At 38.7% G+C, this 17,019-nt stretch carries 16 protein-coding genes and 1 pseudogene; 6 read left to right on the plus strand and 11 right to left on the minus strand.

Going from position 1 to position 17,019, the window contains the following annotated elements; genetic code table 11:
• Positions 1–4 precede the first annotated feature (4 nt).
• From FLP15_RS02820 to FLP15_RS02850, 7 genes and pseudogenes are all read right to left on the minus strand, one after another.
• Positions 5–1,641: pseudogene (locus FLP15_RS02820) on the minus strand (ABC-F family ATP-binding cassette domain-containing protein).
• A 353-nt stretch (positions 1,642–1,994) separates the two neighbouring features.
• Positions 1,995–2,819 (minus strand): SDR family NAD(P)-dependent oxidoreductase, encoded by an 825-nt coding sequence (locus tag FLP15_RS02825; protein ID WP_142765908.1) that lies wholly within the window; start codon positions 2,817–2,819, stop codon positions 1,995–1,997.
• A gap of 267 nt (positions 2,820–3,086) precedes the next feature.
• Positions 3,087–3,668 (minus strand): TetR/AcrR family transcriptional regulator, encoded by a 582-nt coding sequence (locus FLP15_RS02830; protein WP_142765909.1) that lies wholly within the window; start codon positions 3,666–3,668, stop codon positions 3,087–3,089.
• Positions 3,669–3,748: 80 nt separating this feature from the next.
• Entirely contained in the window at positions 3,749–4,075 is a 327-nt protein-coding gene (locus FLP15_RS02835) for a hypothetical protein (RefSeq protein ID WP_142765910.1), read from the minus strand.
• A 194-nt stretch (positions 4,076–4,269) separates the two neighbouring features.
• Entirely contained in the window at positions 4,270–5,100 is an 831-nt protein-coding gene (locus tag FLP15_RS02840; protein ID WP_142765911.1) for an SDR family NAD(P)-dependent oxidoreductase, read from the minus strand.
• Positions 5,101–5,217: 117 nt separating this feature from the next.
• A complete protein-coding gene (locus FLP15_RS02845; RefSeq protein WP_142765912.1) occupies positions 5,218–5,937 on the minus strand; it encodes a YdeI/OmpD-associated family protein in 720 nt (239 codons plus the stop codon).
• A gap of 234 nt (positions 5,938–6,171) precedes the next feature.
• A complete protein-coding gene (locus FLP15_RS02850) occupies positions 6,172–6,909 on the minus strand; it encodes a MerR family transcriptional regulator (protein ID WP_142765913.1) in 738 nt (245 codons plus the stop codon).
• Between the two features lie 196 nt (positions 6,910–7,105).
• On the opposite strand from FLP15_RS02850, the gene FLP15_RS02855 reads away from it, so the two are divergent.
• The 5 genes from FLP15_RS02855 (at position 7,106) to FLP15_RS02875 (ending at position 11,494) form a co-directional block, all read left to right on the plus strand.
• Positions 7,106–7,303 carry a hypothetical protein gene (locus FLP15_RS02855; protein WP_142765914.1) on the plus strand — a complete coding sequence of 66 codons (198 nt, stop codon included), beginning with the start codon at positions 7,106–7,108 and terminating at the stop codon, positions 7,301–7,303.
• A gap of 321 nt (positions 7,304–7,624) precedes the next feature.
• A complete protein-coding gene (locus FLP15_RS02860; protein ID WP_142765915.1) occupies positions 7,625–8,593 on the plus strand; it encodes a VOC family protein in 969 nt (322 codons plus the stop codon).
• Between the two features lie 305 nt (positions 8,594–8,898).
• Entirely contained in the window at positions 8,899–9,516 is a 618-nt protein-coding gene (locus tag FLP15_RS02865) for an alpha/beta hydrolase (RefSeq protein WP_142765916.1), read from the plus strand.
• Between the two features lie 181 nt (positions 9,517–9,697).
• The gene (locus tag FLP15_RS02870; RefSeq protein WP_142765917.1) at positions 9,698–10,861 is read left to right on the plus strand and encodes a VOC family protein; all 1,164 of its coding nucleotides are present in this window, start codon (positions 9,698–9,700) and stop codon (positions 10,859–10,861) included.
• 42 nt (positions 10,862–10,903) lie between these two features.
• Positions 10,904–11,494 (plus strand): flavin reductase family protein, encoded by a 591-nt coding sequence (locus FLP15_RS02875; protein WP_142765918.1) that lies wholly within the window; start codon positions 10,904–10,906, stop codon positions 11,492–11,494.
• A 79-nt stretch (positions 11,495–11,573) separates the two neighbouring features.
• On the opposite strand, the gene rpmG is transcribed toward FLP15_RS02875, so the two are convergent.
• Together rpmG and rpmF are read right to left on the minus strand one after the other, a co-directional pair.
• Positions 11,574–11,735: a 50S ribosomal protein L33 gene (gene rpmG, locus FLP15_RS02880; RefSeq protein WP_075526099.1), complete on the minus strand. Its 162-nt coding sequence runs from the start codon at positions 11,733–11,735 to the stop codon at positions 11,574–11,576.
• A gap of 29 nt (positions 11,736–11,764) precedes the next feature.
• Entirely contained in the window at positions 11,765–11,938 is a 174-nt protein-coding gene (gene rpmF / locus FLP15_RS02885; RefSeq protein WP_075526098.1) for a 50S ribosomal protein L32, read from the minus strand.
• A 610-nt stretch (positions 11,939–12,548) separates the two neighbouring features.
• Between rpmF and FLP15_RS02890 the strand changes: the two genes are divergently transcribed.
• Positions 12,549–14,369, plus strand: a complete 1,821-nt coding sequence (locus FLP15_RS02890) for a heavy metal translocating P-type ATPase (protein WP_142765919.1) — start codon at positions 12,549–12,551, stop codon at positions 14,367–14,369.
• Between the two features lie 465 nt (positions 14,370–14,834).
• Here FLP15_RS02890 and FLP15_RS02895 read toward each other — a convergent pair whose 3' ends face one another.
• Both FLP15_RS02895 and FLP15_RS02900 read right to left on the minus strand, forming a co-directional pair.
• Entirely contained in the window at positions 14,835–15,611 is a 777-nt protein-coding gene (locus tag FLP15_RS02895) for a ParB/RepB/Spo0J family partition protein (protein WP_142765920.1), read from the minus strand.
• A gap of 65 nt (positions 15,612–15,676) precedes the next feature.
• The gene (locus FLP15_RS02900) at positions 15,677–16,957 is read right to left on the minus strand and encodes a replication-associated recombination protein A (protein ID WP_142765921.1); all 1,281 of its coding nucleotides are present in this window, start codon (positions 16,955–16,957) and stop codon (positions 15,677–15,679) included.
• Positions 16,958–17,019: the final 62 nt, after the last annotated feature.

Raw genomic sequence — 17,019 nt, forward strand, 5'->3', positions numbered from 1 at the left:
CAAATTAATCAGCCCAAAGTGTTTTAACTTTTGCTTGCACTTCATCATTAGAAAGATAATCATCATAAGTTTCACCGATGCGGTCAATCACACCAGATTTGCTGAGGACAACGATATGATTTGCAATCGTGTTGATAAATTCATGGTCATGTGAGGCAAAAAGAATACTGCCTTTGAAGGCTTTCAGACCATCATTGAGTGCAGAAATAGACTCCAAATCCAAGTGATTAGTTGGGTCATCAAGTACCAGCACATTAGCACGTTGAAGCATCATTTTTGAAAGCATGACACGGACTTTTTCTCCACCTGAGAGGACATTGACTGATTTTAAAGATTCCTCACCTTTGAAAAGCATCCGTCCAAGGAAACCGCGCAGATAAGTATTGTCGTCTTCTTCCTTAGTTAAAACGAACTGGCGGAGCCAATCCAAGATACTGTCAGTAGAAGCAAAGTCTTTCGTATTATCTTTGGGCAAATATGAGCGAGAAGTTGTTACGCCCATTTAATCTCACCGTTAACCGTCCAGTTATCCTCAATGTCGCCCATCAAAGCACGAATCAATGTTGTTTGTTGGATATCATTTTGTCCGATAAAGACGGTCTTATCACCAGGGGCCAAGATAAATGAAATATTTTCCAAAATGATTTCACCATCAATAGCAACTGAAAGGTTATCCACACGTAAAAGGTCATTTCCGATTTCACGTTCTTGTTCAAAGCCGACAAATGGGTATTTGCGTGAAGAAGGAACAAATTCTTCAACTTCGATTTTATCCAGCATTTTCTTACGTGAAGTTGCTTGTTTGGATTTGGAAGCATTGGCAGAGAACCGTGCGATAAATTCTTTGAGCTCAGCGATTTTTTCCTCTGCTTTGCGGTTGGCGTCACCTTGCAGGCGCAAAGCTAATTCAGATGACTCTTTCCAAAAATCATAATTCCCTGGGTAAAGTTTGATTTTACTATAGTCAAGGTCAGCCATATAAGTACAAACATTGTTCAAAAAATGGCGGTCATGAGAAACGACGATAACGGTATTTTCAAAGTTAATCAAAAATTCTTCTAACCAAGCGATGGCTTGAATGTCGAGTCCATTAGTTGGTTCGTCCAGTAGCAAAACGTCTGGTTTACCAAATAAAGCCTTAGCCAGCAAGACTTTGACGTGTTCGCCAGAAGTCAAGTTTGCCATAATGTCCATGTGTTGCTCAGTCTTAATGCCCAAGTTTTGTAGCAGTTTTGCAGCCTCGGATTCTGCTTCGTAGCCACCCATTTCGCCAAACTCTGCCTCGAGTTCAGCTGCGCGCATGAAATCATCATCCGTTGCATCAGGATTCATGTAGATAGCATTTTTTTCTTGATTGATGGCAAAGAGTTTTTCATTTCCCATCATCACAACATCAAGTGGCGTCTGGTCTTCATAGTCGTAATGGTTTTGTCGTAGTACGGACATCCGTTCATTTGGACCCATTGAGATATGACCCGTTGTCGGTTGGATTTCACCATCTAAGATTTTCAAAAATGTTGATTTTCCTGCACCATTTGCACCAATCAAACCATAGCAGTTGCCAGGTGTAAACTTAATATTAACTTCATCAAAGAGTTTACGGTCAGAAAATTGTAGTGAGATATCAGATACTGTAAGCATTAGTTTTCCTTTTGTTTAAATATAAGCTCATCTTTACTTATACTGTCCAAGCTTCCAAACGGAATATTTAGTAGCCAAACTAGTATCACAAAGAGCATTCTAACCCTATTCTATCATAAATGCTAGACTTTATAAAGCTTATTTTTCTTTGTCAGTAATGATAAATACGCTGTCAGTAAATAATTTTTTCTGTCAGTACTGACAGAATGATTTTTAAATTTTTAGTTTCAGTTTAGTGTGAGTTTAGTGAGAATTAAGTGAGTACCATTATAATATATTTATTCCAATTAAAATTTTTCATAAAGTTTACTCCTAAATTAAAAAGACACGGCTGGTTACCGTGTCTTTTTAATTTATTTTTGTTTTCCCATCCGATTCAATATTAATGTAAGCACTCTGAGAAAGAGTTTGGGATGAGCGCGTGCAATATGAACAATCGCACGGTCACTCATAGAATGAAAATATCGATGTTTAGGCTTTTCATCTGTCGCTGCTTTATAAAAGAGTTCGGCAAGTTGTAGAGAAGTTGCACCAGTACCCAGACTTTCACCAGACAAAGCACCACGAATACTAGCTACGAGAGGTTGATAAGGACTATTTTGCTTTAGATTTTTTTCTGCATTTTCCATAGCAATCGCTCCCCAACTTGAAGCTGTTCCACCAGGTTGAATAACGATTGAACGTATACCAAAAGCTTTGACTTCAGTATCAAGCGCATCAGACCATTGTTGCATTGCAGCTTTTGTCGCATGATAGAAGCTTCCTAATGGCATATAAAGATCCCCACCAATAGAAGAAATGTTGATAATTCGTCCAGATTTTTGTGTGCGCATTGTAGGTAGAACAAGCTGAGAAAGCTCTACTGCACCAAAGAAGTTAGTTTCAAACTGTTTACGAACATTTTCCATTGGGATTTCTTCTGCTGGCCCATATTCACCATAGCCAGCGTTATTGATTAAAACGTCGATGTGATCTGTGCTCTTGAGGATAGTTGAGATGAATTCTTGATTACTTTCGTGGCGGGTAACATCTAATTTTAGAGCTGTGATTGTCTTTCCTGTCGGGATTTTTTCGACACGGCGGGCGCCAGCATACACTTGCCAACCTTTACTTGCAAAGAGTTTTGTAGCTTCGTAACCCATACCGTTAGAAGCGCCTGTTATAATAATTGTTTTCATAATGATTTACCTCGTAAGATGTGAGTCCGACTGCTTTGAAAAGTTGAAAAATGTCACTTGGCTCTTTGCGCAAAAGCAGCATAAGCCAAGAGACAGCGTAGTAGTTATACTACAGAGATAGGAAAGATGGAGGTTCTGTCGCAGTCAGGTTCCCAACTTTATCTTTTTTCACACTTTTCCAAAGGTAGCAGACTCGATTTTAAATAAATGAACGTTCGTTTATTTATTATAAATGAATAAGCATTCATTTGTCAAGTGAAGTATCATTTAATGCAAAATTAAGGCATCTACTGAGAGTTCAATCATTTGCTCAATTTCCTTTTCGGATGGATTTGTTCCGCTACGGACGTGTGATGTTAGAACTAGGCTGATTGCAGAAGCAGACCACGTTAAAAGCAAATCGACTGGATAATCTTTGATAATTTTTGCTTCTAAAAGTCTATTATAAAGCGCTACTACAATCTCTGCGCGCTTCATTGAATAGGCAAGCCCTTCTGTTGAAATTTCGCTTGGATTTTCAAGTGCTTCTCGCATAAAAAGCGCCTCTCTAGGATTATTACTCCAAGAAATAATCATAAAACGAAGATAATTTTTGAGTTGAGCCAGAGGATTTTCACCAGCTTGTGTGATTGCTTCTGCATCACCATCATCAAGTAAATCTTTGACTTCAATCAAAATGCTACCTAGCATATCTGTCTTATCCTTATAATAAATATAAATCGTCGCAGGACTAACGCCAGCAATTTTTGCTACTTTTGCAATAGAAAGCCCGACAAGTCCGACTTCTTTGGTCAGTTGATAGACAGCTTGGGTAATTGCTTGTTTTTTACTTTCATCAATTTTTCTCATTCTTTTATTTTAAGTAAATGAATATTCATTTGTCAAGGGGAAATGTAAAAAAACAGCGTGATATTTGTCATGCTGTTTTTTTATAATTTATATTGTCTAAGAAGATTTGAGAGGTTTTCTTTGTATTTGTCTAGAAAGGCTTGATTTTTGATACGTAGACACCCTTTTCCTATTGAAGATTTTGGGAAGTCTTTTGTATATTGCTCAAATGTGGAGGTCGTATCGTAGATATAGAGGGCAATATAATTTTTTTGAGGCGCAATATTGATATAGCCTGCATCTTCATAGTCTGGTGATGGCAGTGGATTTTTTCCTAAAGCAAGGGCGCAGAAGGTTTTTCCATTATCAAAAAGCCGTGGAGGATGGTTTGGAAAGTGCTTGGTAATGAGTTTCACTACTTGTCGCATGAGCTCGGAATCAAAGCTTTGTGCAATGAGTTCATCAAGATTTTCTGCTTTATCAAAACAAGTGCATGCTAATACTCCGACCTCTTAGGTCGGAGATAAAGCAGCACTAAGCTTTGAATTTTGTCCGACTAAATTCAGTGGTGAGTTGAAACTCCCACTGAATAAGTCTTGACTTCATTATACATTTCACCTCTTTACTTTTTTTCAAAGTAACGCATAGCAAGGAGAAGAGCTTTGCGGAAAACTTTGGGATGGTTTCGTGCAACATATACCATAAATTTATCACCAAAAGAGTGCAAATAGCGCAGGCTAGGTTTGATATCTGTTGCTGCTTTATAGAAAAGTTCAGCTAAATCGGTAGTTTTTGCGCTATTTTTCATAAATCGTTCTAGGCCTGTAGCAACTGAACTTACAAGGGGCTGATAGGCAGAGTTCTCACTCATGTTTGCCTTAGAATTATCAAGAGCGATAGAGCCCCAACTAGACTGCGTGCCTCCAGGTTGGATACAGATGGAACGGATACCGAAAGGAGTAACTTCAAGGTCAAGGACATCTGACCATTGTTGAATAGCTGCTTTTGTCGCGTGGTAATAGGCACCAAGAGGCATATAGACATCACCGCCAATACTTGAGATATTAACGATACGACCATAATTTTGAGCGCGCATAATTGGTAGGACGAGTTGAGTGAGTTCAACTGCACCGAAAAAATTGGTTTCAAACTGTTTTCTTATCTTGTCCATTGGAATTTCTTCTGCTGGCCCATATTCACCATAACCAGCGTTGTTGATGAGGACGTCAATGTGTCCTGCATCACTAAAAATTTGCTCAATGAAAGCATGGTTTGAGGAGGAGTCGGTCACATCAAGTTTGATGGCAACAATATTTTCACCGTCTTGGGGAATTTTTTCGACGCGACGTGCGCCTGCGTAAACTTTCCAACCTTTTTTGGCGAACAGTTTTGTTGCTTCATAGCCCATACCGTTTGATGCTCCTGTGATTGCTACTGTTTTTTGATCGGTCATAATATCACACTTCCTTATTTTTGATGTGGTTCATAATTTTGTTTTTGCGCTTGTAATGATTATTTCATTTGTTGTTGTTTTCTACGGTTCTTAAAAGTAGAGTGAATGATAAATACTTCATTTTTTTAAAGACTTTTTGTAGAGGTCCGAAGTTTTGATTTTGGCGGTCATTGCTGACAAAAATTCGTCTTTACGCTTTTCTTGAGTAGCGGACTGCTTGGCAGAGTAGATATAGCGCGCCCAGTCGCGCTGATAGCCTGGCGTGAGGCTGTCAAAGTAGTCAAGCGCTGCTGCCAGTTCTGTCAGTTCAACGTGATTAGCCTGGGCTGTTGAATCGGTGGATATAGGAACTGTCAGTAATTGACGAAGCTCTGGGAGCTTGCTTGTGTAGTCAGTAACGCGTTGACTAGCTGCGGAAGTCTTTCCTGTTTTTTGACTGGCTATATTTTTGATAGCAATGACAGTGTAAATCTCATCAAGTGCAACCATCCGATTGAATTTGAGTGTGCTATCGGCAACAATCTTACTATCAGGATTAATCTTTAACAAGTCAAAAAGTTCATCGCGATGAATGGAGGTACTAAACTTTTTGTTTCCAATTTTCGGATAGGCGACAACATAAAGTCCATCAGGAGAAATTTTATCACGATATTTGGCAAAGGACTTTGTAAATTCTTTGGGATTTGTGACGAAAGTGATGATGAGATCGTAACTGTTTTTTTCGTCAGCATACTGACAGTTCGTTAAGTCTGATAAATAGCTGCTGTCGGGAAGATTGAGGACCAATTTATTGTTGAATTTGTTGAGATTGAGTTTTTCTACGAGCGTTTTTACCATCTATTTTCTCCGATTTTTAAGATAATTATACCACTTCAAATGGTAGGTGCAAACTGTTTATTTCTAAATCATTTTTGGCTTTATTAGCTTTGATAAGATAGAAACAAAAAAACTCCCGAGGAGTAGACGGGAGTTTTAGGAGTAATTTATGAAAAAGTTTATTTAGGAGTATGAAAACATTATATGTCATAATGCTGAAATGAAACTTAAATGAAAGAGAAAACCTTTTCTTTTTTATTTATTATAAAAATTAATTGTCGCATTAAGGAAAAATTCGGGAAGTCCATCGTATTTTTGAGTATAATTTTTCCGAAATCGTTCATCATCACAATACATCTGGGTCAAGCCGATGTGTGCCTTGGGTGTGATGGTGTGGTCTTCCCAGTAAAATTCGAGCCATCTTTTATGAAGTTTAACAGCTTCAAAAGCGAGCTGCTCATCGTTGTCAGCATAGGCTTTTTCTAACATATTAATGATTTTTTCATGGGTTTCCTTTGCCCAACTAAAGTCTGCTTCATTTTGGTTTAGAAATTTTTGGTTTGATTTTTCGATAGTTTGCTGACCATATTTTTGGCGGATTTCGGTGCCATAATTTTTTTCATTTTCTTCTAATTGCTGCTGTTTGAAAAGTACAAAATCTTTTTTTGACATTTGATAATCTCCTTTTTCTAGTTTTGCTGATAGGTGTTTAATCAGTGCTGACAGGGCATTTTGACGTTCTGTCAGTACTGACAGATGTGTGGTCAGCGCTGTTTTTTCATCAATTTGTGCTGACAGAATTTCTCTAATTTTTTCTAATGGTACATCGAGCTGACGGAGACTCATGATGTAGAAAATTTGATTGAGGTCATTGTCAGTATAGTTTCGATAGTCATTGTCAGCGCGACTGGGTGAGAGTAAGCCCACGGATTCCCAATGCCGCAAGGTTTTTGAAGTTAGTCCTGTGAGTTTAGTCACTTGTTTGATGTTCATATAAAATTTGAAGACAGTTGTCACAAGCGTGTCAACTGTACATTCCTTTCGTTAAATTTCTCCAAATCATCAGCTGATAAGTTTATTTTACAACTTTACCTTAGGTCAAGGTCAAGTGATGAAACTAATTTCTTGACAGAAAAAACTTTTTCGTTTACAATTGTAAACATAAAGAATAAGAAAGCTGGATATGACAATGAAAGTTACTTTTAAAACCCTTGATGGACGTACAGGAACAAAAGAGTTTGAAACTGTTGATGAATTTGTAACATTACAAAATCGAGAAATTCCTGCAATTGATGATTCAGCACATGTTGTCGAATTGATAGTTGATGGTAAAGTGCGCGAATTTAAAGGAAATATTGCTGATTTATACTTTGAACTGAGTAAATAAGAAAGGAATTGAGTTCGTCCTCCTTGAAGCTGTGGCATTAGGTAAAATGGAACTTTTATCAAAACAAGAGCGTGCTATCTCCGCCTTACGGCTACGCTGTCGATGCTCACTACGCCACTAAAGTGGCTAGTCGCAATCGCAACACTCCCACCTCTGTAGGTGGGAGATGAAGCAGCTCTAAGCTTTGAATTTAGTCTTTGCTTCATTTCGTGAAGAACCTCATTTTTCTAAATGTTGTCGGTTTACGAAGGAAATTCTATTTTGCAAAATCTTATCTGCACCCTTGATGCAGTGTGTCAAGCAATCGGGCTCACATATGATATGAAAGTACACCATATTTCATTATTGACAGGTGATTTTGAGCAAAATTTTCATTTTTATGTGGATATTTTGGGATTACGCTTGGTCAAAAATTCAATCAATCAAGGCAATATTTATATGCGACATGTCTACTATGGTGATTTTTTGGGAAGTGCCGGAACTGTGGTGACTTTTTTTCCCGACCATCGTTTTGGTCAGGAACGTATCGATGGAAAATCAGCGTTGACAGGAATCAAGTTTGGCATTCCGCGCGGTTCACGACAGTTTTGGACGAATCGATTAGCAAAATTTATTACTGATAGTTCGGTAAATATGACTAATAGTTTGTCAGTAAGAGATTTTGATCAAATTCCTCTAGAATTTATCGAAACAGATGATATTTTGACGGACTGGCATATTAATACGCTGACAGATATTCCGGCAGAATTTCAAATCACAGGAGTTCTTGGTACAACGTTGTTGACTGACCATATCGACGCTACTACTCGATTTCTCAAAGATATGGTAGGAGATTTTTCGGCAATAACTTTGGAAAAAACGGAGAATAATTTGCCAGTTTCTAAGTGGGGACGTGGTTCGGTAGATCATATCGCCTTTGCAGTTGAATCTACAGCAGAACTGGATGCGATTTGGAAAAAGGCAGAGCGACTTGACTATACGCGAGAAGCCTATGTGGATCGTGGATATTTTAGCTCTGTGTATTTGTTGACACCATCGGGCAATCGTATTGAATTTGCAACTTTGACACCTGGCTTTACACTTGATGAGTCGGTGCGTGAGTTGGGGACAACTTTTGCATTGCCACCACGCTATGAAGCTCGTCGTGGAGAGTTACTACGTTATTTCGGAAGACAAGGAGAACACTTCGATAAAGTAAAACCTGCTAAATTTGACGAGAATGTCACAGTAAAAATTAATCAAATTCGTCCTTGCACCAACACATCATTGAACGAGACAACAGAAATCTAATATTCCAAAAATCTACATGCTAAAAGCTTAGGGTGAACGTAAATCAACGGAGTTCGGTGCGCTTGAAATTAGTGAAAATAGACAACTTCCAGAACCGTGCTTTCGCACCAACCTGAAATTTTCTATTTTTTATAATTTCAGGATGAGCGCACCTCACATCTTAATCAACTGAGTTCGGAAGGCCAGAAACTTGCGAAAAAAGATGAAATTTTGAACCTGCTACTTAAGCAGAAGCAAAAATTTCCCTATGTTTCACAGTTTTTAAGCAAGCCTCCCTCATATCTTATTTTGAAAGGAGATACAACGTGACAGATTATATTTTTAAGGCTGGTAATCCGTTACTAGCTCCCATTTTGCTCCTACATAGTACAGGAGGAGATGAACATCAATTATTGCCTATTGCTGAGAGGATTGCACCAGGGCATCCCGTGCTTTCCATTCGCGGACGTGTCAATGACAATGGGATAAATCGCTATTTTAAGCTCCGACATGCAGGTGGATTTACACAGGATAATTTTGACCTTGACTCGTTGGCGCTTGAGAGCCAGTGGTTAGCAGATGAAATCTTGGCACTTGCTGAGAAATATAGTCTTGATGCGACAAAATTTATTGCGCTTGGGTACTCAAATGGTGCAAATATAGCGCTCTATATGACGCTGAAAGGCATTTTTAATTTTGATAAAGTCATTGCACTCCACGGAATGCAACTGACAGAAATTAATCATCCTGTCAGTACTGACAACAAGCGTATCTTTCTAACTTATGCACCCAATGACCCAATTGTATCGGAGCGCAATTTTAATGCATTGATACAAAATTTGGAAACAGCAAGTTGTCAAAATGAGATTTTTAAGTGTACTTACGGTCATCAACTGACCGAAGAGGAACTTGTTGCAGCTAAAAAGTGGCTAGAAATTTACTGACAGAATTTCTGTCAGTACGCTGATGTGTAATTTTATGGCACAAAGTCAGTGCTACAATATGCCAATTGTAGCACTGACTCAACGTTGCGATAAAGATAGAGCAAATACTTTTTAGAATGAAACGAATAAGCATCTTAATACATATTTTCATTCATATTAAATATAAAACAGGAGAAATATTATGACTCAAACGATTCAATCACAAATCGAAAATAATCATGTACTTGGAGGTGTTCATCATGTCACTGCCATAACATCTAGCGCTCAAAAAATCTATGATTTTTTCACAAACATTATGGGATTGCGTCTTGCAAAATTGACGGTCAATCAAGACGATTATGAAACATATCACCTTTATTTTACAGAAGAAGATGGCAAAGGCGCAGATATGACTTTCTTTGATTTCAAAGATATTCCGAAAGGAATGCATGGAGCAAACAATATCGAACGTGCCTCATTCCGTGTACCGACAGATGCTTCACTTGACTATTGGACAACACGTTTTGATAAAGCTCATGTCAAACATGGTGAAATCACAACAAAATTTGGTCAAAAAACTTTAGAATTTGAAGATTTTGACGGACAACAATATCAATTGATTTCTGACCAAGCAAATGCAGGAGCAGCTTCACAAGGACGCTCATGGCAACTTTCTAATGTGCCCGCAGAGCATGGGATTACAGGACTTGGCCCAGTGTTTGTCAAAGTAGAAAATACAGATAACCTTCGCTTGATTTTAGAAACAGTCTTTGGTTTTCGTTATGCAGGTCAGGAAGGAGATTTACATCTTTTTGAAGTTGCTGAAGGCGGTAATGGAGCTGCGTTAATTATTCAAGAAGCTCATGAAGGTGATCACTATGCTTATCAAGGCTATGGCACAATTCATCATCTCGCACTTGGAACAACAGACCCTGAAACTTTGAAATACTGGATTGCTCGTATTAATGCTTTCCAATTGCCAAATTCTGGCCTGGTGGATCGTTTTTATTTCTCAAGTGAGTATGTTCGTGTTGCTCCAGGTGTTCTTTTTGAAATTGCGACTTATACACCAGGTATTGGAGCTTTAGAAATGGCAAAATCAGGTCTTGGAGTTGTTGACAGTTATGAAGAAGCTCTGATTACTTCAGGTTTCTGGATTGATGAGAGTAAGGAGCAGTCAGGTCTTGGATTAAGCTTGCCACCACATCTTTTTCCAGGAGATGAAGCGACAAAAGCACGTACTGCTGCAAGTTTACGTCCTCTTGATACATCAGATACACATCGAGACCGTCGTGAAGATGAGCTTTGGACGATTGAAAAAGTCGTTGAACGTAAGACAGGCGTTCCTCTTGAAGCTACAAAATAAAACTAAGAAATATAAAAAAATCTATAAAGAAAAATCTAATCAATGAAATCTTATAAAGCAGACGAGCTGAATCAACAGCTCGTCTATAAACTTTTATCAGGAAGTGTTGTTCCTCGTCCCATTGCGTGGTTAACAACACAAAGTCAGGATGGGCTGGTCAATGTTGCTCCGTTCAGCTTTTTTAATGTTGCTTCAAGTCATCCACCGCTTTTGTCGGTTGCTTTTACAGGCAATAAAGATAGTCTGAATAACCTACTTTCAACTCAAGAAGCGGTTGTTCATCTTGTTAACAGTGATAACGTTGAACTAATGAATCTGACTGCTAGTCGTCTACCTGCTCATATAAGTGAAGCAGAGGAATTTTTAATAGAGCTTACTCCTTCGCAAATGGTCAAGGTTCCAACCATAAAAAATAGTAGTGCCCGCTTTGAAACAAAGCTCTACCAGCATATTCCTCTAGAAGATGAAGGACATCTTATTCTCCTTGAAGTGATTCATTTTGCTTTCGATGATGAAATTCTTGATGAACAAAATTTTCATATCAACACAGATAAACTAGCTCCAATCGCGCGTTTGGCAGGGAATGATTACGCAGTGCTGGGAGAAACTTTCACAATAAAACGTCCAGAATAATCCTGTCAGTATACTGACAGAATAAAAAAATACACTGACAAATTTGTCAGTGTATTATTTATATTTTTACCTAAAAAGATTATTTAACTTCTTTAAAAATTACATGTTTGCGTAATTTTGGAGAATATTTTTTAAGTTCCAATTTGTCTGGAGTGTTACGTTTGTTCTTTTGAGTAAGGTACAGACGTTCACCAGATTCTTTGTGTTCAAGAATAACATGTGTGCGTACACCAGCTGCCATAGTTGTTTACTTCCTTTCTTTTGAGTAGATTACTTAGTTTCGCGTACTTTGCGGCCTTTGTAGTAGCCTTTAAGTGAAACGCGGTGTGAGTGACGGTAGTCACCAGTAGTTTCGTCAAAAGTAACAGTTGGAGCTGTCAATTTGTAGTGTGTACGACGACGGTTTTTCTTTGCTGATGAAGTGTGACGTGCAGGTACTGCCATTGTTTTATGTCCTCCGTAGATTTTATCGTTTTTGCATCAATGTACTTAATAAAGTAACACCTTGCAAAAACATACTTTATTAGTATAGCATAAATTTCTAGAAATGCAAGCATTGTAAAGTAAAAATACTTGACAAAATTCATGATGATGATTTTTTTGTCAGCATACTGACAGCTTATAGGCGAATAATACTTGATTGACAAATATCTTTGACAGTTAAATTACTAAGAGAATGATATTATTTCTGATAAAATAATAGAAAATATCAATAAAGTCGTGAAGTTAATTCGTTTTATCGAAATAAGTGCGTGCTAACTTTGAATTTAGTATCGACTTCATTTTTGATGGTGAACCTCTCTTTGCTTTCTTAGTTGCTGTGACAAAGCTGAGTCGGACACTGTCAAGGTTGCAGATGTAGTAAGCAAAATTGTGTATCATAGCATAGTTCTACAAAAATCAGAGTTGACTTCACAAGTCTAATAAATAACTTAAAAATTTAGCTCAGTTCAATTGAATCAAAGCGGCGTTAAAAGTTGACAATCAGGTCACATAAGCTTTTAGCAAGGCAGAGCAAAGTCTCAGGACAAATAAATTTTTAAGGAGATAATGAATGACAAATCTTAAAAAACTCATTCTCGTGTTTGTCATCGCACTTGCTGCATTGGTGGCCTATTTTGGTTTTAACCAGTCTCTTGTTGCACAGATGATTGTCACGATTGTGGGCGGTATTTTGGCGCTCTCAATGTTCATTGAAATGATAAAAACTTTGCGAAGTGGCTCTTATGGTGTGGATTTACTTGCAATCACAGCAATTATTGCTACACTTCTGGTAGGAGAATACTGGGCTTCGCTTATTATCATTTTGATGTTAGTTGGTGGAGAGAGTTTGGAAGACTATGCGGCAGGACGTGCTCACCGCGCACTTGCCTCGTTACTTGAGAAATCACCAGATGTCGCTCACGTGAAAATCAATGATGAGGTTAAGGATTTCGCACTTGACGAAGTGGAGATTGGGAGTACTTTACTCATTAGACCTATGGAAGTCATTCCAATTGATGGACGGCTCCTCTCTGATGCGGCCCAGCTTAACGAAGCCTCGGTTACGGGTGAAACTAAGCCAAATGAGCTTTTGGCTGGGGATGAGGTGCTATCTGGCGCGATTAATGGTAATTCAAGTATTGAGATTCAGACCACTGTCGTGGCGAGCGATTCTCAATTTCAAAAAATTGTGCAATTGGTTAAAGAGGCAGAAGCTACACCGGCGAATTTTGTTCGATTGGCAGATAGATATGCTGTTCCTTTCACAATTATTGCCTATATTATTGCTGGTATTGCTTATGCTATATCGGGCAATCCCGTAAGAATTGCAGAAGTTTTGGTCGTGGCGAGTCCTTGTCCACTGATTTTGGCAGCGCCGATTGCTTTTGTTTCGGGAATGAGTCGTTCTAGTCAAAATGGTGCATTGATTAAAAATGGGACTGTGATTGAAAAACTTGCTAAAGCGCGTGGAATTTTTCTTGATAAAACGGGGACAATCACCGAAGGAAAAATCCAAGTCGAAAAAGTTGTTCCTGTTTCAGAAATTTTGTGTGAGATTGGGGATAAAAACAAAACTCAAGAGCAGTTTACAGCATCTGAACTGCTTCAAATTGTTTATACATTGGAACAATCCAGTAATCACATTCTTGCTAAAGCGGTCAGCAGCTATGCTGAAGAACGCCATGTTGTTCCTTTGCAATTGTCAAATTTGACTGAAGTTGCGGGACTCGGTGTGATTGGTGAAATCAACGGTGACGTGTTCAAGATTGGACGAAGTTCTTTCGTCGGTGCACCTGAAAATGATTTTGAAACAGCTTTTTATGTTGCAAAAAATAATCAATATATTGGTGCCGTGACATTTACAGATAGTTTGCGACCAGAAGCCAAGACGACAATTGCTAGGCTAAAAGAAATCGGTCTTTCTAGGATTACGATGCTGACTGGAGATCACATTCGTGTAGCGAGCAAAATCGCAGATGAAGTTGGTATTGATGACATTCATGCCAGTTTGATGCCAGATGAAAAGTTACAGTTCATCAAAAATTCAACTGATAAACCAGTCATTATGGTGGGAGACGGTGTAAATGATGCTCCAGCTCTTGCAACAGCAGATATTGGAATCTCTATCGCTGTGGGGTCTGGAACTGTAGCGAGCGAGGCAGCAGATATTGTTCTTCTACAAAATGACTTGAGTAATGTCACGAAATCTATTGAAATTAGTCGTGATACGATGAAAATTGCTAGACAAGCGGTAATGATAGGAATCGTTATTTGTATTGTCTTGATGTTTATTGCGGCGACAGGTGTAATTCCTGCGATTATTGGTGCAGTATTCCAAGAGGTAATTGATGTTGTATCAATTCTATACGCGCTTCGGGCATTGAGAGGATGATGTTGATTGAATGGAACACATTCACGTTTTGATAAAAGCAAATATTGAAGTGATTACTTCATTGGTGGGTTTCCCACCAATGTTAGGGCACAACCTCTAGGTGTAACAACTAAGCGACCTGTACGCAGCTAAAGCTGCAACAGCCTGCTTAACGTCTTCAATATGAGGTCACACCTCCGTTTCACTCCGTTATCCATTCGCTCTATCTTCGCTTTGCTACGCTGTCGATTTTAAAGCAACAATCGCTAAAACGCTAAGACCCTGGGGCAGTAGAACGGAAGCAGAACAACGAAGTTGCGTAGACCGTTCGTAGAACGGCGTGCGAAGCACGTAACGAGTTGCGATGTTCGTGCCATAGTGATCATCGACAGAGTAGCCTAAAGGGTGGAGATAGTACGTACTTGCTAAGTTAAAAATAAAATGCACTGACAGGATTCTGTCAGTGCATTTTTTGTTCTGTCAGTCTTATTTTTTGAGTAGATGAACCAAATGTTCCAATTCATCTAAGCTGTCAAAATCAATAGAGAGAGTTCCGTGATGACTTTTGTTACTCTTGATCTTTACCTTGTTACCAAGCGCCTGCATGAGTTCTTTCTCAAGTGCTTCTGTAAAAATGTTTTTTCTGTCAGCGCTGACAGAAATTTTGTCAGTACCGTAAATTAATTCTTCCAATGCTCGGACATTGAGATGGCTACTCACTACTCTGTCAGCGAGTTGTAATTGTCTATTGACATCTTTTTCAGCAAGGAGCGTCCTTCCGTGTGCCAACGAAATCTCACCAGATTCCACCCGACGTAAAATAACTTCAGGAAGTCCAAGTAAGCGAATGAGATTAGAAACGTAAGAACGTGATTTTCCTAAAGCTTGAGCAATTTGTTCGTGAGTCATCTTTAATTTGTTGGCAAGCTGAGCAAGCGAGCGTGCTTCTTCAACAGGATTTAGATTTTCACGTTGCAAATTTTCTAGGATGGATAAGGTCATCATTTCCTTATCTGAATACGTGCGAATAATGGCAGGAATCGTTACCATTCCTGCTAATTTAGAAGCTTGAAAACGTCGTTCACCAGCCAATAACTCATAACCAATGAGCCCTGACTTACGAACGATGATAGGTTGTAATACACCATTTTCTTTGATAGAACGTGCTAGTTCTTCAAGTTTGTCCGTGTCAAATACCAATCTGGGTTGGTATGGATTTTTGATAATTTCAGAGAGTTTAATTTGTTCGATTTGCTCAGTCATTTATTTTTTGACATCATCATCAGTCCGCTGTTCGTTTGACTGATAAGCTTTCCTTGCTCAAAAGTTTATCGCTTTTGAGAAGATTTGTCGCCACCTCCTTTTTGTTCATTAATCCATTGTTTGCGTAAATTTAGCGCTTTTTCATATTTTCCCATATCATCTGGTTGGAAATAGTCGGCTTTTATCAGCTTATCAGGAAGATATTGCTGGTTGACCCAATGATTAGGAAAATTGTGCGCATACTGATACTCCACGGAGCGTCCTAACTCTTTTGCTCCTGCATAATGCCCGTCTTGCAAATGAGCTGGAATGGGAAGATTTCCATATTTTCCGAGGTCAGAAATTGCTTCATCCATCGCTAGATAGGCAGCATTCGATTTGGGAGATAATGCTAAGTCAATCACAATATTTGCAAGAGGAATTCTTGCTTCAGGAAAACCGAGCTTTTCAGCAGCTTGCAAAGCTAGTACGGTGTGAACAGCAGCTTCAGGGTTGGCGAGACCAATATCTTCGTAAGCCATGACAGTTAATCTTCTGGCAAGAGAAGGTAAATCCCCGCCTTCAATCAACCTTGCAGCATAGTGTAAACTTGCGTTGACATCAGAACCTCGAATGGACTTTTGTAGGGCAGAAAGCAAATCATAATGAGCATCACCATCTTTGTCAAAAGTTGCAGCTTTTTTCTGTAAAGAATTTTCCATATCATCAAGCGTAACATGATGATTTTTGGAAGAGAGTACAGCAAGTTCCAGTGCATTAAATGTACTACGTAAATCACCGTTTGTTGAGTGAATTAAAAAATACAATGCATCATCATCAAGAGTTACATCAAAGTCAAAAGCTCTCGTTTTGTCCTGTAAACTCAGGTTGACAGCTTGCTGTAAATCCTCAGGTTCTAAGGGTTTTAATTCAAAAATTTGAACACGAGAACGAATGGCAGGTACGACTGAAAAATAAGGGTTTTCAGTTGTTGCACCAATCAAGATAATCTGTCCATTTTCTAAAAGAGGTAATAAAAAGTCTTGCTTTGGCTTGTCAAGTCGATGGATTTCATCAAGTAATAAAACAAGTTGTCCAGAAAACTCGGCTTCAGCAGCAATTTCTTGTAAACGTTTTTTAGTATCAGTTGTTGCATTAAACGTTCTAAAACTAGCCTCCATTGTTCCTGCAATAGCAGAAGCAATGGAAGTTTTCCCAATACCTGGTGGACCGTAGAGAATCATACTCGAAAGGAGACCGGTTTCGACCATCCGACGTAAAATTTTCCCTTGTCCTACAAGGTGGCTTTGACCGATAATTTCATCAATGTTGCGTGGTCTCATACGCCGTGCGAGATTTTGAGTCATAACTTCTCCAATCATATAAATAAACACTCAATATATTATTTTACTTTAAAATTCGATAGGGT

This window comes from Lactococcus protaetiae, from assembly GCF_006965445.1.
GTDB classification, from domain to species: Bacteria; Bacillota; Bacilli; order Lactobacillales; family Streptococcaceae; genus Lactococcus; species Lactococcus protaetiae.